The organism is Altererythrobacter chaiwopuensis (assembly GCF_054957735.1).
This window is the reverse complement of record NZ_JBTXJF010000002.1, coordinates 266,515-285,107: the sequence shown is the minus strand read 5'-3', so window position 1 is coordinate 285,107 and position 18,593 is coordinate 266,515. Positions and strand designations below refer to the sequence as shown.

The following is an 18,593-nucleotide window of genomic DNA, read 5'->3' as shown; positions in this document are numbered from 1 at the left end:
CCAATGGCGAAACTGAGTTCCATAAACAAGAACGAGCGGCGCAAGAAGCTCGTGAAGAAGTACGCAAACAAGTACGCCAAGCTGAAGGCGATTGCGGACGATGAATCGCTCGATGAGAGCGAGCGTCTGATGGCACGCCTGAAGATGGCCGAAATTCCGCGCAATGCGAACCCTACACGGGTGCGCAACCGTTGCGCCACCACCGGCCGCCCGCGCGGCTATTACCGCAAGTTCGGCATCAACCGCATCGAGCTGCGCGAACTCGGCAACATGGGCCTGATTCCAGGCCTGACCAAGTCGAGCTGGTGAGGATCTAGATTATGGCAATGACCGATCCACTGGGTGACATGCTCACCCGTATCCGCAACGGCCAGCAGGCGAAAAAGGACAGCGTCCTTTCGCCGGCTTCCAAATTGCGTGCGAACGTGCTCGAAGTGCTCCAGCGTGAAGGCTACATCCGTGGCTACAGCGAAGACGCGACCGGCAAGCACCCGGCGCTGCGGATTGAACTGAAGTATTTCGAGGGCGAACCGGCGATCAAGCACGTCGCTCGCGTCTCCAAGCCTGGTCGGCGGATCTATTCGGGTTCGAAAGAACTTCCGACTGTCCGCAACGGCCTTGGCATCACCATCGTCTCGACGCCCAAGGGCGTGCTTTCGGATGCCGAAGCGCGTAGCCAGAACGTCGGCGGCGAAGTGCTGGCGGAGGTGTTCTGATGAGCCGCATCGGCAAGAAGCCGGTGGCGATCCCCAGCGGGGTGACAGCCACCATCGAACAGGGAACGCTTACCGTGAAGGGGCCCAAGGGCGCCCTTTCGCTCGGGCTTTCCGACCTGATCGACTACAAGGTCGAAGGTGAGGAAATCAAGGTCAAGCCGGCCAATGACACGAAGCAGGCGCGCTCTTTCTGGGGCATGCAGCGCACGCTGGTGTCGAACCTGGTCGAAGGCGTGACCGATGGGTTTACCAAGGTTCTGGAAATTTCCGGCGTTGGTTACCGTGCTCAGGCGCAGGGCAACAAGCTCAAGCTGCAGCTCGGCTATAGCCACGATGTCGATCTCGATGTGCCGGCAGGCCTTGAGGTGAAGACACCGGACCAGACCACTGTGGAAATTTCCGGCATCGACAAGCAGGCCGTTGGCCAGTTCGCCGCCGAGATCCGCCGCTGGCGCAAGCCTGAACCCTATAAGGGCAAGGGCATCAAGTACCGCGGTGAATATATCTTCCGCAAGGAAGGGAAGAAGAAGTAAGATGGCAAAGCTTTCTCTCTTTGAACGTCGCCGCCGCCGTGTGCGCACTGCTCTCAGGAGCAAGGGTGGTGGCCGTCCTCGCCTGTCGGTGCATCGCACCGGTCGCCACATCTATGCCCAGATCATCGATGATCAGGAAGGCAAGACGCTCGCCGCAGCTTCGACCCTTGGGGCCAAGAATTCGGGTGCGAATGTCGATGCCGCTGTCAAGGTCGGCAAGGATATCGCCGCCGCTGCCAAGAAGGCGGGCGTGACATCCGTCGTGTTCGATCGCGGCGGTTTCCTGTTCCACGGCCGCGTCAAGGCGCTGGCCGATGCCGCTCGCGAAGGCGGGCTGGAGTTCTGATGATGCCAGAAAACGCAAACGAAACCGAAAACAAGAACGAAGAAGCGAAGGTCGAAGCGACCGAAGCTCCGGCCCAGGAAGCCGCAGCGCAAGACGCTGCGCCTGCCGCTGAAGAGGCTGCGCCTGCCGCTGAGGAAGCCGTACCTGCTGCTGAATCTGCACCGGCAGCTGCGGAAGCCGAGCAGCCGCAGCAGGAAGGTCGGGGACCTGGCGGAAACCGGGGCCGTGGCGGCAACCGTGATGGTGGACGTGGCCGTGCCCGCGGCGGCCGTGACGATCGCCGTGGCAACCGCCGCGAAGAAGAAGATGACGGGATCATCGAGAAGCTGGTTCACATCAACCGTGTTTCCAAGACAGTGAAGGGCGGCAAACGCTTTGGCTTTGCGGCACTGGTTGTTGTGGGTGACGGTTCGGGCCGCGTCGGTTTTGGGCATGGCAAGGCACGCGAAGTGCCCGAAGCCATCACCAAAGCCACCGCCGCCGCGCGCAAGAAGATGATCCGCGTGCCGCTCAAGGAAGGCCGTACGCTGCACCATGATGGCAATGGCCGTTTCGGGGCAGGCAAGGTGACCTTGCGCACAGCACCAGCGGGTACGGGCATCATTGCCGGTGGCCCGATGCGTGCCGTGTTCGAAAGCCTGGGCGTTGCTGACGTGGTGACCAAATCGGTCGGTTCGTCAAACCCCTATAACATGATCCGCGCCACGTTTGACGCGCTTGTCAACCAGACTTCGCCGAAGTCGGTTGCCCAGCGTCGCGGCAAGAAGGTCGCTGACCTGCTTGGCCGTGGTGGCGCCAGCGAGGCGGAGGCGGAAGCTAGCGCCGCCGCGATAGCGGAGTAACCCCGATGGCTGAGAAGAAAACCATCAAGATCAAGCAGATCGGTTCGCCGATCCGTCGCCCCGAAAGCCAGCGCAAGATCCTTATCGGTCTTGGACTGAACAAGATGCACAAGATCGTGGAGCGCCAGGACACCCCCGAGGTGCGCGGCGCGATCGCCAAGATCCCGCATCTGGTTGCGGTGGTCGATTAAGCAGACAGACATCAGTGGCCCGGCGTATTGCCGGGTCGCTCATTTCAGCGCGAAACAAAGCGAAAGCGAGTGCACACAATGAAACTCAACGACATTCGTGACAACGACGGTGCCCGCAAGGGCCGCATCCGCGTCGGCCGGGGCATCGGTTCGGGCAAGGGCAAAACCTCAGGTCGCGGCCAGAAGGGCCAGAAGGCCCGTTCCGGCGTGGCCATCAAGGGCTTCGAAGGCGGCCAGATGCCGCTTCACATGCGCCTGCCTAAGCGCGGCTTCAACAATCCCTTTGCGAAGGATTATGCCGAAGTGAACGTGGGCATGGTGCAGAAGTTTATCGACGCCAAGAAGCTCGACGCCAAGAAGGACATCGACGAAGCAGCCCTTCGTGCAGCCGGCCTTGTGCGCGGCGGCAAGGACGGCGTGCGGCTGCTGGGCAAGGGCGAAATTTCCGCCAAGGCCAAATTTGTCGTTACCGGCGCAACCAAGGGTGCGATCGCAGCGATCGAAAAAGCCGGAGGCAGCGTTGAAGTTATCGCCGCTGCCCAGCCAGAGCATGAAAAGAAGGCTGCGCGCCGCGAGGCAAACAAGGCCGCCAAGGCCAAGTAATTGATGAAATGGCAAGCGGGGGGTTCGACAATGGCTCCCCCGCTCCCTATCTATCCTGTCTGAGCCGGGAGGGTCCGGCGATACAACGCACAGACGCTAGGATTAACCTGAAACAATGGCATCACGCGCCGATAGCATCGCGAGCAATCTGAACCTCGCCAATTTCTCGAAAGCCACCGAGCTGCGCCAGCGTATCTGGTTCACGGTCGGGGCGCTTATCGTGTTCCGTTTCCTCAGCTTTGTGCCGCTGCCGGGGATCAACCCGCTCACCCTGGCGCAACTGGCCGACCAGACGCAGGGCGGAATCCTGGACATGTTCAACATGTTCACGGGCGGCAGCCTTGAACGCATGAGCCTGATCGCGCTTGGCGTGATGCCTTACATCACCGCCTCGATCGTGGTGCAGATGGCCGCCGCGCTCCACCCGACATTGGCCGCGCTCAAGAAAGAGGGCACTACCGGTCGGCAAAAGCTGAACCAGTACACGCGCTATGGAACGGTTTTTCTGTGCTCCATCCAGGGCTGGTTCCTGGCGGCGGGCCTTGAAAGTTTCTCCAATTCCGCCGGGCTTCAGGCGGTCGTCGATCCGGGCTACATGTTCCGCGTGGGCGCGGTCATCAGCCTGGTTGGCGGAACCATGTTCCTGCTGTGGCTGGGCGAACAGATCACCAGCCGCGGCATCGGCAATGGTGTGTCGCTGATCATCATGGCCGGGATCGTGGCGCAATTCCCTACCTTCGTTTCAAACCTGCTCGAAGGCGGACGCACAGGCTCGATCGCGCCGGCTATCATCATCGGTTTCATCGTCATGGTGGTGGTGCTGATCCTGCTGATCAGCTTTATGGAGCGGGCCCAGCGGCGATTGCTGATCCAGTATCCAAAGCGCGCGACGCAGCGCGGCATGATGCAGGCGGATAGCTCGCACCTTCCGCTCAAGCTCAACACTGCCGGCGTTATCCCGCCCATCTTCGCCAGTTCGCTGCTGCTGCTGCCGCTGACGATTTCGCAGTTCGCAGGCAACTCGATCGATCCTTCGAGCACCACAGGCGGCGTGATCCAGTCGCTCAACCAGTATCTGCAGCACGGCCAGCCGATCTACATGTCGCTGTATGGGATCGGGATCATCTTCTTCGCTTTCTTCTACACTGCGGTGGTGTTCAATCCGGAAGAAACGGCCGAAAATCTCAAGAAGAATGGCGGCTTCATTCCCGGGATCCGCCCGGGCAAGCGGACGTCGGACTATCTCGACTATGTGCTGACGCGCATCACGGTGGTCGGCGCACTTTACCTTATGCTGGTTTGCGTCATCCCTGAATATATGATCGCGCAGACCGGTATCCCCTTGTTCCTTGGTGGCACCAGCCTGCTGATCGTCGTCAATGTTACCGTGGATACGATCAGCCAGATCCAGTCACACCTGTTGGCACACCAGTATGGTGACCTTATCAAGAAGGCCAAGCTAAAGGGCCGCACGCGCTAATCCGGCCACGCTCTTCGGGGGTTGAGTAGTCAGATGAATATCATTCTTCTTGGGCCTCCGGGTGCTGGCAAGGGCACGCAAAGCGCTCGGCTGGTCGAACAATACGGCATGCGCCAGCTCTCCACCGGGGATATGCTGCGCGCGGCGGTGAAGGCGCAAACACCGGTTGGCATCAAGGCGAAAGCCGTGATGGACGCAGGCGAACTGGTTTCCGACGAGATCGTATCCGACCTGATCGACGTCGAACTTGCCACAATGGAAGCCGATACCGGTGCGATCTTTGATGGCTATCCGCGCACTGCAGCGCAGGCGCAGAGCCTTGATGGCCTGCTTGAAAAGCACGGGCGCCGTCTCGACTACGTGATCGAACTCGAAGTCGATGAAGATGCGCTGGTGGAACGCATCACCGGCCGTTTTTCCTGCGCCAATTGCGGCACGCTGTATCATGACACAGCCAATCCGCCCGCCAAAGCTGGCGTGTGTGATGTGTGCGGATCGACCGAGTTCAAGCGGCGCCCCGACGATAATGAAGAAACCGTGCGCACGCGGATGCAGGAATATCGTGCCAAGACCGCGCCAATCCTGCCGGGCTATGAAGCGCGCGGCATCGTGCGCCGGGTGGACGGCATGGCCAGCATCGGCGAAGTGGCCGCGGCGATCGACGCAATCCTGAAATGATGTTTGTGCGGGCGCGTGTGCGCCTCGCATAATCGAACTTTCCCTGCCTCTGCCTCTCGCCTAAACACCTTGGCCAAGGGAGGGCCTATCACCATGAGATATTTGGCGGCTGCAACGCTGGCTCCACTGCTGGCATGGGCCACGGCGGCGCAGGCCGAAGTGATTGCCAGCGATGATACGGGGTTCGTTACCCGCGATGTTGCCGTGGTCGATGCGACCCCCAAGGAAGTGTGGCTGGCACTGATCAGCCCGGCCAAGTGGTGGAATTCTGCCCACACCTGGTCAGCCGATGCCGCCAATCTGACGCTCAAGCCGCAGGCCGGCGGTTGTTTTTGCGAGCGGATTCCCGAAGTTCCCGATCCTTCACGCATCACGCTCGAGGGCAGCGTTGAACATATGCGCGTAATCCAGGCCTATCCCGAACGCGCGCTGCGCATGCGCGGGGGGCTGGGGCCATTGCAGAGCGAACCGGCGAGCGGCGTCCTGACGATCTCGATCAGCGAAGCCGAAAACGGCACAAGGATCGTGTGGGAATATGTCGTGGGCGGGTATATGCGGTACGAAGGGCCGGTGATCGCGGCCGCGGTTGACGGGGTGATGAGCCAGCAACTTGATGGCCTGGCGACTTTGCTGGGCCGGGTGGATCAGCCCGCCGATTCCGGCGCAGGCAAGGCCGCAACGGAGCTGGACGAAGGCGGTGAAGGTGAAGTCGGCGCGCGCGCCGAGCCCGCTGAACCGACACTGGAAGAAGCTATCGATGCGCTGGCGGACAAATAGTTTTCACACAGCGTGATCGTTGGCACTTTTGGCCGCCGTGAAAAACTGATATAGGCTCGGAACTGCAATGCGGCGGCCCATATCTGGCTGCACGATGTGCTGCGCCCGCTTGGCTGTTGACGTGGCCCAAGAATCGCACTAAGCGCCCCATTCATTCGACATGTTCGAAAACAGTCCGGCAGGTGGCAGCCCAATGCGCGCCAACCGGGCTTTTTGCCGTGTGAGCATCTGCTCGGCGGTTTCGGGCATTGAGATTGAAAGCGTTGAGATAGGGGCAGGTGGCCCAAGCTGCCTAGACCCTGTGGAGCATGGAGAAGTAAGTGGCTCGTATTGCCGGGGTCAATATCCCCACCAACAAGCGCGTGATTATCGCGCTTACCTATATCCACGGTATCGGCCGTACCACGGCCGTGCAGATTGCTGATAAGCTGGGTATCGATCACACCCGCCGTGTGCAGGACCTTTCCGATGAGGAAGTGTTGCGCATCCGCGAGACGATCGACGCAGAGCTCACCGTGGAAGGCGACCTGCGTCGCAACACTGCGATGAATATCAAGCGCCTGATGGATCTGCGTTCCTACCGCGGCCTGCGCCATCGCAACCAGCTGCCGGTTCGCGGCCAGCGTACCCACACCAACGCCCGTACCCGCAAGGGCAAGGCGAAGCCGATTGCCGGCAAGAAGAAGTAAGCGCGGCGGGCCCTTGGGCCTCACGCTTTTGCCTTCTTTGGATTGTTAAAGAGGAATACGAGACATGGCACGCGAACCCGGCCGCATTAGGCGCCGCGATAAAAAGAATATCACAAGCGGCGTTGCGCATATCAACGCCAGCTTCAACAACACCATGATTACCATCACCGATGCGCAGGGCAATGCGATCAGCTGGTCTTCAGCTGGAACGATGGGCTTCAAGGGCAGCCGCAAGTCGACTCCCTATGCCGCCCAGGTTGCTGCCGACGATGCCGGCAAGAAAGCTGCCGAGCACGGCGTTCGCACGCTGGAAGTCGAGGTAAAGGGGCCGGGCTCGGGGCGTGAAAGCGCACTGCGCGGTCTTGCTGCCGTCGGCTTCAACATCACTTCGATCCGTGACGTTACGCCGATCCCGCACAATGGTGTGCGGCCGTCCAAGCGTCGTCGCGTCTGATCCGTTGCTGACGGGCGATCTTCGGGTCGCCATTCAGAATTCGGACCGGACGCGCCACCAGCGCTCCGGTCCTGTCCGCACTTGAACCCTAGGGGAAATCCATGTCCGTCAATATCAAGAACTGGCAGGAACTTAAGAAGCCCAACACTCTCGAGATCAAGGAAAGCGGCGAAAAGGCCCGCAAGGCGACTTTCGTTGCCGAACCGCTTGAGCGTGGCTTTGGCCTTACTCTCGGCAACGCGCTGCGCCGGGTATTGCTGAGCTCGCTTCAGGGCGCCGCCATCACCTCGATCAAGATCGAGAACGTGCTGCACGAATTCAGCTCGCTTTCCGGCGTGCGTGAAGACGTGACCGATATCGTGCTTAACGTGAAGCAGATTGCGCTCAGGATGGAGGGCGAAGGCCCCAAGCGCTTGCAGCTTTCCGTCACTGGCCCGGCCGAAGTCAAGGCCGGCGACATCGCCGTTTCGGGCGACATCGAAGTGATGAACAAGGATCTGGTGATCTGTCACCTCGATGAAGGCGCGACGCTCAACATGGAGCTGACCGCCGACACCGGCAAGGGCTATGTCCCGGCTGTGGCCAACCGCCCGGTCGATGCGCCGATCGGCCTGATCCCGGTCGACAGCCTTTATTCGCCGGTGCGCCAGGTCAGCTACAAGGTCGAGAACGCCCGCGTTGGGCAAGAGCTTGACTATGACAAGCTTTCGCTGACGGTCGAGACCGACGGCACCGTGGCGCCTGAAGACGCGGTGGCCTATGCTGCGCGCATCCTGCAGGACCAGCTGACGCTGTTTGTGCATTTTGAAGATGGCATCCCGCAGCCACAGGCGACAATGATCGGCCAGGCTGCTGCCCCGCAGGAGGATGACGCCAACCAACTCAACCGTTACCTGCTCAAGAAGGTTGACGAGCTGGAATTGTCGGTGCGTTCGGCCAACTGCCTCAAGAACGACAACATCATCTATATCGGCGACCTGGTCCAGAAGACCGAAGCCGAGATGCTGCGCACGCCGAACTTTGGCCGCAAATCACTGAACGAGATCAAGGAAGTGCTTTCCAGCATGGGTCTGCGCCTTGGCATGGATATCCCTGGCTGGCCGCCGGAGAACATTGAGGAAATGGCCAAGAAGCTCGAGCAGGAACTGCTGGGCTGAGTCAAAATTCGTCATCCCCGCGAAAGCGGGGATCCAGAGCGGAGCCACGAAGGTTGCATATGGTTTCCCGCTTTCGCGGGAATGACGAGAATGGGCAAAGGTTCGAAGCCCTGATTTGGACCGGAACTGGGGTACCTGAAACGGCCCCTTTGCAAACGAAGGAAGAATACAATGCGTCACGGTATTTCACAGCGCAAGCTGGGCCGCAAATCGGGCCACCGCACGGCCCTGTTCCGCAATATGGCAGCCGCGCTGATCAAGCATGAGCAGATCCTTACCACGGCCCCCAAGGCCAAGGAACTGCGCCCCTATGTCGAAAAGCTGGTCACGCTGGCCAAGCGCGGCGGGCTTTCCAACCGCCGCCTGGCGATGAGCCGTCTCGGTGACGAGACCCAGCTCAAGAAGCTGTTTGACGTTCTGGCAGAGCGGTATGCTGATCGTGATGGCGGATACACGCGCGTTATCAAGGCCGGATATCGCGGCGGCGACGCTGCGCCGATGGCGATTATTGAACTGGTTGACCGCGACGTGGATGCCAAGGGCCAGGATAGCGGCCCGGTGCAGGCCGAGGAAGAATTCGAAGAGGCGTAATGCCGGGCTGTGCGTTCCTGCGAGGGTAGGAACGCATGGACTCCCGTTCTCGCAGGACTTCACAGAGACAAGAAAGGGCCGGGGCGGAGACGCTTGCCGGCCCTTTTCTTTTTGGCGGGAATTGGCATGAAAGTGGGATGAAAACCCTGATCTTTGCGGCTGCTGCCGCCACACTCGCTATATCGTCCCCGCTTGTTGCCCAAAGCCAGCAGGAACAGCTCGATACCCGCTATGACCGCGCGCTCGCCGCCGGTTACAAAGCGCTGATGCTGTGCGGCGGCATCGCCAATGCCGAACGGGTTGGGGAGGATAGAACTCCTGAAAGCGTGGTTGAATGGGAATTTGCCGGCATCCAGGCGCCGCTCGATTCGATCATCGGCGGACTCCCGCATCAGATCGTGCGCAATGCACACGGCGTGATCGACCATGTCGTGGTTCAATGGTCTGGCGATATGCCGCCCAGGGTGGCGCAATATCGCGGAGAAGCCGGCTGCGCCGTCATGCCCATCGGGCAGGAGCCGCCGAAGGTCGCGGGCCACGATTATCCGCCTTACCGTGACGCCTTGGTGCGCAATTGGCACGCGCGGACCACAACGCCGATCCGCGCGAATTTGCAGGCTGCCCTTGCAGGCGATTACGGTGCGGGAACGCGCACTACGGCGGTGATCGTCGACCAGCGCGGGGAAACTGTCGACGGGCTATTTGCGCATGGTTTTGGCCCGTTCATGCCCCAGCGCACATGGTCGGTCGCCAAGAGCATTGCGGCAACGCTGGTCGGCATGGCGGTGCAGCGCGGCGAGGTCGATGTGAACGCATCTGCCGGGCTGGGAGCGGACGCAAGCGACCCCCGCCGTGCGATCACCGTGGATCACCTCTTGCGCATGGCCTCGGGCCGCTATTCCGACACGCCGGGCAACCGCACCGACCCGCTCTATTTCGGCGGTGCGACAGTGGGCGAGCGCGCCGCAAACTGGCCCCTGATCCACCAGCCAGGAACGGTTTATCGCTATGCCAATAACGATACTCTGATGGCAGTAGCGGCAATTGCTCACGGGTTTGCCGATCAAAGCGTTGCAGATCAGTTGCGCACTATCGCGATGGTCAACACCACGGCAGAGGCCGATTGGCAGGGGAACTATGTGCTTTCCAGCCAGGTCTGGGCCAGCCCCTTCGACCTGGTCGAGCTGGGGCGTCTCTACCTTAACGATGGCAAACTTCGAGATGGCACCCGGGTGCTGCCCGAAGGCTGGGCCAAATACGTCTCCACGCCAGCCGGCCCGCAGCCCGATGGACCGTTTGGCTATGGCGCGGGGTTCTGGCTACTCAACAAGTCGGACGGCGTGCCGCCCGATACATTCGCCGCCTTTGGAAATCGCGGGCAATATGTCGTGATTGTGCCGAGCCGCAATGTCGTGATCGTGCGCCGCGGCGAGGATCCGGTGGGTGCGCGCTTCGATATTGCTGCCTTCACCCGCGATGTTCTGGCGGCGCTGGATTAGTTTGTATTCATAAAAAAGCCAATAAACCTGAACGGCTGCTGCAAGCCCGATTCAGCATCGCATCAGCGCGAATCGCTTAGGAGGTTCCTCACAGCCGCGGCAATCCCGCCACGGCCCAGATGAGGAGAGCCTCAAATGAGCAAGTCAATCAAGACCATTGCGAAGGGTGGGATCGCAACGGCAGTTCTGGGTGCCATGACGCTGGCTGGAGCGACGCCGCTACAAGCGCGCGACCGCGACGGTATCAGCACGGGCGATGTAATCGCCGGTGCATTGATCATCGGCGGAATCGCGGCCGTGGCCAGCGCGGCGAGCAAGGATCGCGATGGATATGGCTATCGCGACAACAATTACCGCTATGGTGACAACAATTATCGCGACAACCGCTATGGCCATGGCAATTCCCGCGCAGCGATAGAGCGCTGCGTCCGTGCGGTCGAGCGTGACGCGCGCCGCGCCGGTTACCGCGATGCCGATGTGACCGAGATCCGCGATGTCGACCGCGAGCGGCGCGGCTGGGAAGTCACCGGACGGCTTGTGGTCGATGATGGATACCGTCGCGACTATCGCCAGCGAGTGAGCTATGGCGACCGGCGCGACCGCTATCGCCACGGTGGTCGTGATCTCGATCGGGGCAGCTTCAAGTGCGAAATCCGCCGCGGGCAGGTAATCGACATTGACTATCGCGGGATTCGCGGACTGAGATAAGCGCCGCAGGTTCCAGCAAAAAGACACGGGCGGTTCAGGCTTCGCTAAGCCTGGGCTGCCTAATCCAATCGCCATCATCCGGGCGGTGGTGGCGCTCGCTGCAAAATTGAAGGCACCGATATGGCCCAATTCTACCGAGTCGCCGCATTCAGCGGTTTGGTCGCGGCACTTTCGATGGCTGCTGCGCCTGCCGCCGCCGCTGAACTTCCCACCCGCAGCCTGCTTGTCCAGCCCGACTATGCCGCCCCCACTGCCTTTGATGAAGGCAGCCTTACTGCCCAGCGCCACCGCTATTGGCGCTATCGCCGCCACCATGGCCGGGTCGATGGCGGGGACGTGCTGGCAGGGATTCTGATCATTGGCGGAATCGCCGCGATTGCCAGTGCCGCCTCGAATTCGGAGCGGCGCGATCGCGATGTGCGCTATCGTGACTACCGCGAAGACCGCAATGATTACCGCGATCACCGCACCACGCGCCGTTCAGGCGGTGGTCGCGGGATCGAAGGCGCGGTTGACATGTGCCTGGCTGAAATCGAACGCGATGTGCGGGTCGAGAGCGTCGACAGTGTCGATCGCTCCGGTGACGGGTGGCGTGTGATCGGCACGATCTTCAACGGTGACCGCTTTACTTGCGAAATCGGGGAGGACGGTCGCATCGAGCAGGTCGACTATGGCAGGGGCCTGGCCGCTGCCACCCCTGCTGAGGACGGCCAGTACAGCGATGATCGCTATCGCGCCGCCTGGGCGCGAGTGGATAGCGAGACCACTCCGAGCCCGGCTGGCGAAGGCGCCGAACCACTGCCCCCATATCCTGGCGGTCCGGTTGATGGCGACCTAGAAGGCGAAACGCCAGATGACCGTTATACCATGGCGCAGGCACCAACCGATTGATCAGCGATCCGCGCTGCTTTCCTCCTGGTAGGAAGGCAGCGCGATCTGCCAACGGATAGCTGCGCTGCGCAGGGCGAAACCAACGATCCACGCGCCGCCCCACACCAACGGACTGGCCAGGCCCAGCGCCATCCCGCCAACGGTGAGCGCGGCAGTGGCTGCGGCTGCGGTGACATAAAGCTCCGGCCGCATGATGATCGACGGGCGCCCCGCCACGACATCGCGGGTGATTCCCCCCACGCAGCCGGTAATGATGCCCATCAGCGCAGCGGGCACGGGCGGAATGCCATAGGACATCGCCTTGGCGCTGCCGAGCACAGCATAGGCGGTAAGCCCGGCGCCATCGGCATAATCCAGCAGCTTGCCTTCCCACCAGCGCACCGGTGTGAACCACGCGATCAGCGCGGTGCCCAGGCAGATTGGCGCAACCCAGGGATCGGTCATCCAGAACACCGGCGCCCCGATCAGCAGGTCGCGCACCGTGCCGCCGCCAACGCCCGTTACCAGAGCGAAAAACGCCATTGTTACGAAGGTCTGGCGCAGCTTGGCGGCCAGCAGCGCGCCGGTGAGCGCGAATATCGCCAGCCCCAGGATGTCGAGCACATCGAGGACCGGCGTGAGGACCTCCGTTCCGGTCATCGTGTCCTTATCCGTGCCTTGCGGCGCCGGAACATCAAAACGCAGCCGAATAGCGCCCCGATCACGCCGAGCAGCGCGAACACAATCAGGATCGGGTGGCTGGTATCCTCGCGGGTCTGCAAATCCATGATGTGCAGGCCCCACATGAAATCGAACGCCCGCCACCAGCGCGTTCGCACCGCTTCGATCTGGCCGGTATCGCGCCCGACATAGACATGCGCGCCATTTTCCAGCGCCACCTGCCACACCGGCATGGGTCGGCGGAAATCGAATGGAACCCGGTCAGCTGCGAACGCGGTGACGCTGCGCACGTTGTTGCCGCCCTTGACCCGTGCGGCCACGATGGCCCGCGCATCGCTGGCGGTGAGCGCCGGCAAGGCAGAGCCGCTCGCCATGTCGACCCGCTGCACGTTGCCGTCCATTCCCGTCAGTATCGCCACGGCGCGGCCATCCTGCATCACCGCGCGCATTTCTCGCAGCGGGAATTCGGCGCTTGCCAGCGCGCTGCCGGGCAGCACCAGCGGCTGCGCCTCCTGTTCGACCAGCAGGTGGTTGCCGCGCACTTCCTCGATCGGCCTGGCGGCCATGAACAGCCCCGTCACCATCCACATCAGGATCGGGAAGCCGACCAGCCAGCCGAGCCAGATATGCCATTTGGCGAGACGTAGCATCATGCGGCTCTATCCGTTTACAATCAGATCGATGTCGCGCGCAGCGGCCACGCAGTCGAGATCGCGCCAACGCGGGCCCATCACCTGCATTCCGCAAGGGAGGGTGGAGCCGAGATAGGAGCCCTGGCCGATCGGCAGCACGGTTGAGGGCAGGTTGGGGAAGGTAGCCAGGCCCGCCCAGGCCAGCCCGCCCGAGGCCGGGTGATCTTCGCCATTGATGTCAAGGTCACCGCGAAACACCGCTTCATTGCGGTGCGGCACGGCCAGCACCGGCGCGGGCGGGGCCAGCACGAAATCATAGGCCTCGAACACCTGCTCCCACGCCAGTTCGTTGCAGGTCTGCCGATCAAGCAAATCGAACCAGTCGGTTGCGCTTGCGCGCTTGCCATCGGGCGAAGGCATGCCGCGGGCCATGGCGATGTTGAGCATGCGCAGATAATCGGCCTGCTGCGTCGCAAGATCGGGTACCAAATCGCTTGCGCGGTCGATCTTGACGCCTGCCGCCTCGAGCGTGTCCAGCGCAGCCTCCATGGGGCCGCGCACGCTGCTGTCAAGCGGGCTGTCAGGGTGGTCGAGCAGCGCCAGAAAGCGGCATTGCCGGATCGGCTTGTTGCGTTCGAACATCGGAAAATCGGCGGTGAGTCGCAGCAGAATTTCGATATCGGCGGCATTGCGCGCCAGCGGCCCGGCAATCGAGAGCGCACCGTCATGCGCGTCCTTGCCCGCCATAAGGGGATGATCGTGGCCATGCTTGCTGACCAGGCCCCAGCTCGTTTTGTGCCCCCACACGCCGCAGAAATGCGCCGGCACCCGCACCGAGCCGCCGATATCGGTGCCATATTCGATCGGCACCATCCCGCTGGCCACTGCTGCTGCCGAGCCACCCGAAGAGCCGCCGGGCGAACGGGAATGGTCGTGCGGGTTGTTGGTGCGGCCATATACAGCGTTGAAGCTCTGCCAGTCCGCAAGGTCGATCGGGACATTGGTCTTGCCCAGCAAGATCACCCCTGCAGCCTTTAGGCGGGAGACCACCTTGGCGTCGCGCCGCGCGATATTCTCGGCATGTTCGGTATGCCCCCAGCAGGTCGGCAGCCCGGCGATATCGAAGCTTTCCTTGATTGTCATCGGGACGCCGAACAGCGGCTGGTGTTCGCCGGGAACCTTACCGTCCATGGCTTTTGCGGCAGCAATGGCGCGTTCGAAATCGCACACGGCAACGGCATTTATGTGCACGTCGAGATGTTCGATCCGCGCGATGGCATCTTCCACCGCTTCGTGCGGACTCAGCTCGCCAGCACGGATGGATGCAGCGATCTCGAGCGCGCCGGGCTGATCGGTCAGTTTCGGATATGCCAACGGAATCTCCCCCAAGGGCCTGAACCTTTGCGCTTGATGCTGTGCGCCTGCCAGCGCGTCAATGGGGCCGGTGCAATTGGTGGCAATTGCATTCACCCCGGCCATGCGCTTAATGGGCGTTTACCCAAGGGCACGAAAACCAATCGAGGATTTCCATGCGCATCGCGATACTTCCCCTGCTGCTTGCCACCGCCGCCTGTGCCACTGTTGCGCCAGAAGCGCCGGTTGAAACCGCCGCCGCAACTGCACCCGCCTATGATCTGCGCGCGCAGATGGGCAAGCTTGCCGTGGTCGAGATGGCGCCCGACACCAGCTATCTCAGCGCAGAGGAGCGGCAGGTGGTCAATCTGCTTATCGAAGCGTCAGCCCATATGAGCGAGATCTACAAGCGCCAGCGGCTGGTGAATTACGATCAGGCCCGCAGCGCGGTTGCCAACAATCGCCGCGCTGACCGGGATTTGCTGCTGGCCATGTTCGATCGCAATTTCGGCCCATGGGACGAACTGGCCGAGCTCCACCCGTTCTGGGGGACAGAGGAAATGCCGCTGGGTGCCGGTTTCTATCCCGCCGATCTCACGCGCGCAGAATTCGATGCCTATCTGGCGGCGCATCCGGATGAGGCGGCGGCGCTTACCAGCGACTATACTGTGGTGCGCCGACAAGGCGACCGGCTGATCGCCGTGCCCTATTCGCAGGCTTATGCGCAGTGGCTGGTGCCCGCCGCGCGCCTGCTGGAGCAAGCATCACAGGTGACGAGCAATCCCAGCCTGAAGAAATTCCTGTCGCTGCGCGCCAAGGCTTTCCTGACTGACGATTACTTCGAGAGCGAGCTGGCCTGGATGGATCTGGAAGGCACGCCGATCGAAGTCGCGATCGGCCCGTATGAGGTTTATACTGACCGGCTTTATGGCAAGAAGACCGCGTTCGAGAGCTTCGTGACGCTGAAGGATCCCGAAGCATCCGCCGCGCTTGACAAATACAAGGGTTATCTCCGCGACATGGAGGCCAACCTGCCGATCCCCGACGAGCACAAGAATTTCCAGCGCGGCTTTGCCAGCCCGATCGCGGTGGCAGACCAGGTCCAGGGCGGCGGTGACAATGTTCCGGGCGTGCAGACGATCGCTTTCAATTTGCCCAATGACGAGCGCGTGCGCGAGGCCAAGGGCGCGAAGAAGGTGATCCTGTCGAACGTGCTGGGCGCCAAGTTCGACCGCATCCTCGATCCGATTGCCGATGTCGTGCTGAGCGACGCGCAGGCCCCGCTGGTGGTGAAGAAATATATGCAGCTCGAAACGCTGTTCCACGAGCTTTCGCACAGCCTGGGGCCGGGCACGATCACGGTTGACGGCCGCAAGACCACGGTGAACGAAGAACTGAAGGATCAGTATTCGCAGCTCGAAGAATCAAAGGCCGATTTGATGGGCGTGTGGAACATCCTTTACATGATGGAGCGCGGTGAATTGCCCGCGGCAGAAAAGGACCAGCTGTTCGCGACCTATTTCGCCGGCATATTCCGTTCGGTCCGCTTCGGCACCGAAAGCGCACATGGCAATGGTTCGGCGCTGCAATATGGCTATCTCAAGGACTTCGGCGCATTCCGCTGGGACGCCGCGCAGGGCCATTTTGTGATCGATCCGGTGAAGATGGAAGCGGGCATCAAAAGCCTGCTCAACAAGGAGCTGATGCTTCAGGCCACGGGCGATTACGATGGCGTGAAGGCGTTCTTTGCCAAATATGCCCGTCTCGATGAGCATGCGCGCCAGGCCATTGCGCGGATGGACGCCATCCCGGTCGATATCCTGCCGGTCTATCCGAATGGGGTCTGAAAGACGCACTGCGGCGAAGGGGTGCTGAGGTATCCTCGCCCGTAATGTGCGGAATCAGGCCGAAGCTTGAAAATAATTCTGGCAAGCCGTTCAGCCGCAACGCAAAGGCAGGCTTATGGTTGAGCTGATAAGCCGCATATTGCCCGCAGCTGCGCCCTACGCGGGGCTATTTCTTCTGATCGCAATGCTTGCCGCCTTTGCGTTCGAGCGCAGGCCGCCGGTGGTTGTTGCGATCATTGGCGGGCTGCTGATGATGGCTGCGGGTTTTCTCTCTCCCGCTGAGCTGCTCGGCGTTTTCAGCAATTCCGCGCCCATTACGATTGCGGCCATGTTCGTGCTCAGCGGAGCTCTGCTGCGCACCGGGGCTCTTGAAGAGGTTTCAGGCTGGGTGATCCGCCGCACGCTGCGCAAGCCCCGCCTGGCGATCGCGGAAATCGGCGGCGGAACAATGCTTGCTTCTGCCTTCATGAACAACACTCCTGTGGTGATGGTCATGATCCCGATCATACAGCGTCTTGCTCGTGTAATTGGCGTTGCCGCAACGCGCTTGCTTATTCCCTTGTCCTATATCTCGATCCTTGGCGGAACGCTGACACTGATAGGAACTTCAACCAACTTGCTGGTGGATGGCGTTGCACAGGAGCAGGGGCTTGAAGCCTTCGGTATTTTCGAGATCACCATTGTCGGCATTTTTGCCGCGTCGGCAGGCGTGCTGCTGTTGGTCCTCACAGGAAAGTTCCTGTTGCCCGACCGTCCTGCGCATAGTCTTGACGAACAGGGCGAAAGTGACACGTTTCTTTCGCATCTCACGCTCACATCGGGCAGCGATTACGTTGATCGCAAAATCGGCGAAATCAGCCTGTTCCGCAGACCAGGCCTGCGATTGCTGGGGGTCCAGCGCGGCAAGACTATCGAACGTCGCGGATTCGATAAGTGGAAATTGAGAGGCGGTGACCAGCTGATTGTTGCCGCCAGTCCCGTTGAACTGGCTTCTCTCGCTGAAGCGCATGACTTTCGGACGGGCCTGATGGGTGTTGGCGGCGGAGTGGCGACGGCCGGAACCGGACGGCCAGAGGATTTGCGGCTTGTTCAGGCTGTTATCTCGCCCACGCATCCCATCATCGGGCGAAGGCTGGCCGATATCCCGCTGCTATCGCGTTTGAAGGTACGTGTGCTGGGCCTTGCCAGGCCGCGCCATCTTGCAGGGCCCGATCTCGCCAATGTGCGGGTGAGAGCAGGTGACCGGCTCTTGATTGCCGCGGGGAATGACGCCGCGCAGGCGTTGCAGACAAATGCCGGCCTGGTCGATGTAAGCAAGGCATCCGTCAGGGCGTTCCGCCGCACAAAGGCCCCCATAGCTATCGCTACCCTTGCCGGGGTCGTCATTCTCGCCGCTCTGTTCAACTTGCCCATTTCTGCCTTAGCCCTTGCCGGGGCAGGGGTGGTTTTGCTGTTGAGGTGCCTTGAGCCGGAAGATGCCTGGAGTTCGATCGACGGCAACACGCTCGTCCTGATCTTCGGTATGCTCGCGTTCGGGAAAGGGCTTGAGAATGCCGGAACCGTCGATCTGATTGTATCCGGCTTGCTGCCATTGCTTGCTACCCTGTCGCCGCTTTTTTTGCTGATAGCGGTTTATGCGGTTACAAGCTTTCTGACCGAAATAGTGACCAATAATGCTGTGGCGGTTATCATGACACCTATTGCGATTGGCCTTGCCAGTGCGCTGGGGGTCGATCCGCGCCCGCTGGTCGTCGCAGTGATGTTTGGTGCAAGCGCCAGTTTTGCGACACCGATCGGCTACCAGACCAATACGCTGGTCTACGGCGCGGCGAATTATCGCTTCATGGATTTTGTGAAGGTTGGCTTGCCCATGAATATCGTGGTCGGAATTGCAGTGTGTTTCGGGATCAATCTGGTTTTCTTGGGTTAAAGCCAAAGCTGCCCTG

22 protein-coding genes are annotated in these 18,593 nt (G+C 61.2%); 19 read left to right on the top strand and 3 right to left on the bottom strand.

Features of this window, described 5'->3' with window-relative positions; translation table 11 throughout:
* Nucleotides 1-3: 3 nt before the first annotated feature.
* The 17 genes from rpsN to ACX3VQ_RS10575 all read left to right on the top strand — a co-directional run bounded on the left by rpsN (nucleotide 4) and on the right by ACX3VQ_RS10575 (nucleotide 12,155).
* Complete coding sequence (gene rpsN / locus ACX3VQ_RS10655) at nucleotides 4-309, top strand: uS14 family ribosomal protein (RefSeq protein WP_462572780.1); 306 nt, start codon at nucleotides 4-6, stop codon at nucleotides 307-309.
* 11 nt (nucleotides 310-320) lie between these two features.
* The gene (gene rpsH / locus ACX3VQ_RS10650; protein WP_462572781.1) at nucleotides 321-716 is read left to right on the top strand and encodes a 30S ribosomal protein S8; all 396 of its coding nucleotides are present in this window, start codon (nucleotides 321-323) and stop codon (nucleotides 714-716) included.
* Nucleotides 716-1,249 (top strand): 50S ribosomal protein L6, encoded by a 534-nt coding sequence (rplF, locus tag ACX3VQ_RS10645; RefSeq protein ID WP_462581037.1) that lies wholly within the window; start codon nucleotides 716-718, stop codon nucleotides 1,247-1,249. The genes rpsH and rplF overlap by 1 nt, the downstream gene beginning before the upstream one ends.
* A 1-nt stretch (nucleotide 1,250) precedes the next feature.
* Nucleotides 1,251-1,595: a 50S ribosomal protein L18 gene (gene rplR, locus ACX3VQ_RS10640; protein WP_462572784.1), complete on the top strand. Its 345-nt coding sequence runs from the start codon at nucleotides 1,251-1,253 to the stop codon at nucleotides 1,593-1,595.
* Nucleotides 1,595-2,437, top strand: coding sequence for a 30S ribosomal protein S5 (gene rpsE / locus ACX3VQ_RS10635; protein ID WP_462581036.1), 843 nt, complete (start codon nucleotides 1,595-1,597; stop codon nucleotides 2,435-2,437). Before rplR ends, rpsE begins: the two co-directional genes overlap by 1 nt.
* Nucleotides 2,438-2,442: 5 nt before the next feature.
* Nucleotides 2,443-2,628: a 50S ribosomal protein L30 gene (rpmD, locus tag ACX3VQ_RS10630; RefSeq protein ID WP_462581034.1), complete on the top strand. Its 186-nt coding sequence runs from the start codon at nucleotides 2,443-2,445 to the stop codon at nucleotides 2,626-2,628.
* Nucleotides 2,629-2,706: 78 nt separating this feature from the next.
* A complete protein-coding gene (rplO, locus tag ACX3VQ_RS10625) occupies nucleotides 2,707-3,231 on the top strand; it encodes a 50S ribosomal protein L15 (RefSeq protein ID WP_462572787.1) in 525 nt (174 codons plus the stop codon).
* A gap of 115 nt (nucleotides 3,232-3,346) precedes the next feature.
* Nucleotides 3,347-4,711 carry a preprotein translocase subunit SecY gene (gene secY / locus ACX3VQ_RS10620; protein WP_462572788.1) on the top strand — a complete coding sequence of 455 codons (1,365 nt, stop codon included), beginning with the start codon at nucleotides 3,347-3,349 and terminating at the stop codon, nucleotides 4,709-4,711.
* A 33-nt stretch (nucleotides 4,712-4,744) separates the two neighbouring features.
* Nucleotides 4,745-5,389: an adenylate kinase gene (locus ACX3VQ_RS10615; protein WP_462572789.1), complete on the top strand. Its 645-nt coding sequence runs from the start codon at nucleotides 4,745-4,747 to the stop codon at nucleotides 5,387-5,389.
* 93 nt (nucleotides 5,390-5,482) lie between these two features.
* Complete coding sequence (locus tag ACX3VQ_RS10610) at nucleotides 5,483-6,166, top strand: SRPBCC family protein (protein WP_462581032.1); 684 nt, start codon at nucleotides 5,483-5,485, stop codon at nucleotides 6,164-6,166.
* Between the two features lie 320 nt (nucleotides 6,167-6,486).
* A complete protein-coding gene (gene rpsM, locus ACX3VQ_RS10605) occupies nucleotides 6,487-6,855 on the top strand; it encodes a 30S ribosomal protein S13 (RefSeq protein ID WP_462572791.1) in 369 nt (122 codons plus the stop codon).
* A gap of 64 nt (nucleotides 6,856-6,919) precedes the next feature.
* Nucleotides 6,920-7,309, top strand: coding sequence for a 30S ribosomal protein S11 (gene rpsK, locus ACX3VQ_RS10600; RefSeq protein WP_462572792.1), 390 nt, complete (start codon nucleotides 6,920-6,922; stop codon nucleotides 7,307-7,309).
* Between the two features lie 101 nt (nucleotides 7,310-7,410).
* Nucleotides 7,411-8,466, top strand: a complete 1,056-nt coding sequence (locus ACX3VQ_RS10595) for a DNA-directed RNA polymerase subunit alpha (protein WP_462572793.1) — start codon at nucleotides 7,411-7,413, stop codon at nucleotides 8,464-8,466.
* A gap of 171 nt (nucleotides 8,467-8,637) precedes the next feature.
* The gene (rplQ, locus tag ACX3VQ_RS10590) at nucleotides 8,638-9,057 is read left to right on the top strand and encodes a 50S ribosomal protein L17 (RefSeq protein WP_462572794.1); all 420 of its coding nucleotides are present in this window, start codon (nucleotides 8,638-8,640) and stop codon (nucleotides 9,055-9,057) included.
* 137 nt (nucleotides 9,058-9,194) lie between these two features.
* Nucleotides 9,195-10,556 (top strand): serine hydrolase domain-containing protein, encoded by a 1,362-nt coding sequence (locus ACX3VQ_RS10585; RefSeq protein WP_462581031.1) that lies wholly within the window; start codon nucleotides 9,195-9,197, stop codon nucleotides 10,554-10,556.
* Nucleotides 10,557-10,691: 135 nt separating this feature from the next.
* Nucleotides 10,692-11,264, top strand: a complete 573-nt coding sequence (locus ACX3VQ_RS10580; RefSeq protein ID WP_462581030.1) for a hypothetical protein — start codon at nucleotides 10,692-10,694, stop codon at nucleotides 11,262-11,264.
* 120 nt (nucleotides 11,265-11,384) lie between these two features.
* Nucleotides 11,385-12,155 carry a hypothetical protein gene (locus ACX3VQ_RS10575; RefSeq protein WP_462581029.1) on the top strand — a complete coding sequence of 257 codons (771 nt, stop codon included), beginning with the start codon at nucleotides 11,385-11,387 and terminating at the stop codon, nucleotides 12,153-12,155.
* Here the strand turns inward: ACX3VQ_RS10575 and ACX3VQ_RS10570 are convergent, their stop codons facing one another.
* Genes ACX3VQ_RS10570 through ACX3VQ_RS10560 form a run of 3 tightly spaced genes read right to left on the bottom strand, consistent with a single transcriptional unit; the run spans nucleotide 12,156 to nucleotide 14,821 of the window.
* Nucleotides 12,156-12,794 (bottom strand): trimeric intracellular cation channel family protein, encoded by a 639-nt coding sequence (locus ACX3VQ_RS10570; protein WP_462581028.1) that lies wholly within the window; start codon nucleotides 12,792-12,794, stop codon nucleotides 12,156-12,158. It abuts the gene before it with no gap.
* Nucleotides 12,791-13,468, bottom strand: coding sequence for a PepSY domain-containing protein (locus ACX3VQ_RS10565; RefSeq protein ID WP_462581027.1), 678 nt, complete (start codon nucleotides 13,466-13,468; stop codon nucleotides 12,791-12,793). The genes ACX3VQ_RS10570 and ACX3VQ_RS10565 overlap by 4 nt, the downstream gene beginning before the upstream one ends.
* Nucleotides 13,469-13,474: 6 nt before the next feature.
* Nucleotides 13,475-14,821 (bottom strand): amidase family protein, encoded by a 1,347-nt coding sequence (locus ACX3VQ_RS10560; protein WP_462581025.1) that lies wholly within the window; start codon nucleotides 14,819-14,821, stop codon nucleotides 13,475-13,477.
* A 155-nt stretch (nucleotides 14,822-14,976) separates the two neighbouring features.
* Here ACX3VQ_RS10560 and ACX3VQ_RS10555 point away from each other — a divergent pair, with 155 nt between their 5' ends.
* Both ACX3VQ_RS10555 and ACX3VQ_RS10550 read left to right on the top strand, forming a co-directional pair.
* The gene (locus ACX3VQ_RS10555) at nucleotides 14,977-16,647 is read left to right on the top strand and encodes a dipeptidyl-peptidase 3 family protein (protein ID WP_462581024.1); all 1,671 of its coding nucleotides are present in this window, start codon (nucleotides 14,977-14,979) and stop codon (nucleotides 16,645-16,647) included.
* A 115-nt stretch (nucleotides 16,648-16,762) separates the two neighbouring features.
* Nucleotides 16,763-18,577 carry an SLC13 family permease gene (locus tag ACX3VQ_RS10550; RefSeq protein ID WP_462581023.1) on the top strand — a complete coding sequence of 605 codons (1,815 nt, stop codon included), beginning with the start codon at nucleotides 16,763-16,765 and terminating at the stop codon, nucleotides 18,575-18,577.
* Nucleotides 18,578-18,593 lie beyond the last annotated feature (16 nt).

What these genes read in the sequence shown, in the direction of transcription:
- rpsN (WP_462572780.1), top strand. Translation starts at nt 4, where the DNA reads ATGGCGAAACTGAGTTCCATAAACAAGAACGAGCGGCGCAAGAAGCTC.
- rpsH (WP_462572781.1), top strand. Translation starts at nt 321, where the DNA reads ATGGCAATGACCGATCCACTGGGTGACATGCTCACCCGTATCCGCAAC.
- rplF (WP_462581037.1), top strand. Translation starts at nt 716, where the DNA reads ATGAGCCGCATCGGCAAGAAGCCGGTGGCGATCCCCAGCGGGGTGACA.
- rplR (WP_462572784.1), top strand. Translation starts at nt 1,251, where the DNA reads ATGGCAAAGCTTTCTCTCTTTGAACGTCGCCGCCGCCGTGTGCGCACT.
- rpsE (WP_462581036.1), top strand. Translation starts at nt 1,595, where the DNA reads ATGATGCCAGAAAACGCAAACGAAACCGAAAACAAGAACGAAGAAGCG.
- rpmD (WP_462581034.1), top strand. Translation starts at nt 2,443, where the DNA reads ATGGCTGAGAAGAAAACCATCAAGATCAAGCAGATCGGTTCGCCGATC.
- rplO (WP_462572787.1), top strand. Translation starts at nt 2,707, where the DNA reads ATGAAACTCAACGACATTCGTGACAACGACGGTGCCCGCAAGGGCCGC.
- secY (WP_462572788.1), top strand. Translation starts at nt 3,347, where the DNA reads ATGGCATCACGCGCCGATAGCATCGCGAGCAATCTGAACCTCGCCAAT.
- ACX3VQ_RS10615 (WP_462572789.1), top strand. Translation starts at nt 4,745, where the DNA reads ATGAATATCATTCTTCTTGGGCCTCCGGGTGCTGGCAAGGGCACGCAA.
- ACX3VQ_RS10610 (WP_462581032.1), top strand. Translation starts at nt 5,483, where the DNA reads ATGAGATATTTGGCGGCTGCAACGCTGGCTCCACTGCTGGCATGGGCC.
- rpsK (WP_462572792.1), top strand. Translation starts at nt 6,920, where the DNA reads ATGGCACGCGAACCCGGCCGCATTAGGCGCCGCGATAAAAAGAATATC.
- ACX3VQ_RS10595 (WP_462572793.1), top strand. Translation starts at nt 7,411, where the DNA reads ATGTCCGTCAATATCAAGAACTGGCAGGAACTTAAGAAGCCCAACACT.
- rplQ (WP_462572794.1), top strand. Translation starts at nt 8,638, where the DNA reads ATGCGTCACGGTATTTCACAGCGCAAGCTGGGCCGCAAATCGGGCCAC.
- ACX3VQ_RS10585 (WP_462581031.1), top strand. Translation starts at nt 9,195, where the DNA reads ATGAAAACCCTGATCTTTGCGGCTGCTGCCGCCACACTCGCTATATCG.
- ACX3VQ_RS10580 (WP_462581030.1), top strand. Translation starts at nt 10,692, where the DNA reads ATGAGCAAGTCAATCAAGACCATTGCGAAGGGTGGGATCGCAACGGCA.
- ACX3VQ_RS10575 (WP_462581029.1), top strand. Translation starts at nt 11,385, where the DNA reads ATGGCCCAATTCTACCGAGTCGCCGCATTCAGCGGTTTGGTCGCGGCA.
- ACX3VQ_RS10570 (WP_462581028.1), bottom strand. Translation starts at nt 12,794, where the DNA reads ATGACCGGAACGGAGGTCCTCACGCCGGTCCTCGATGTGCTCGACATC.
- ACX3VQ_RS10565 (WP_462581027.1), bottom strand. Translation starts at nt 13,468, where the DNA reads ATGATGCTACGTCTCGCCAAATGGCATATCTGGCTCGGCTGGCTGGTC.
- ACX3VQ_RS10555 (WP_462581024.1), top strand. Translation starts at nt 14,977, where the DNA reads ATGCGCATCGCGATACTTCCCCTGCTGCTTGCCACCGCCGCCTGTGCC.
- ACX3VQ_RS10550 (WP_462581023.1), top strand. Translation starts at nt 16,763, where the DNA reads ATGGTTGAGCTGATAAGCCGCATATTGCCCGCAGCTGCGCCCTACGCG.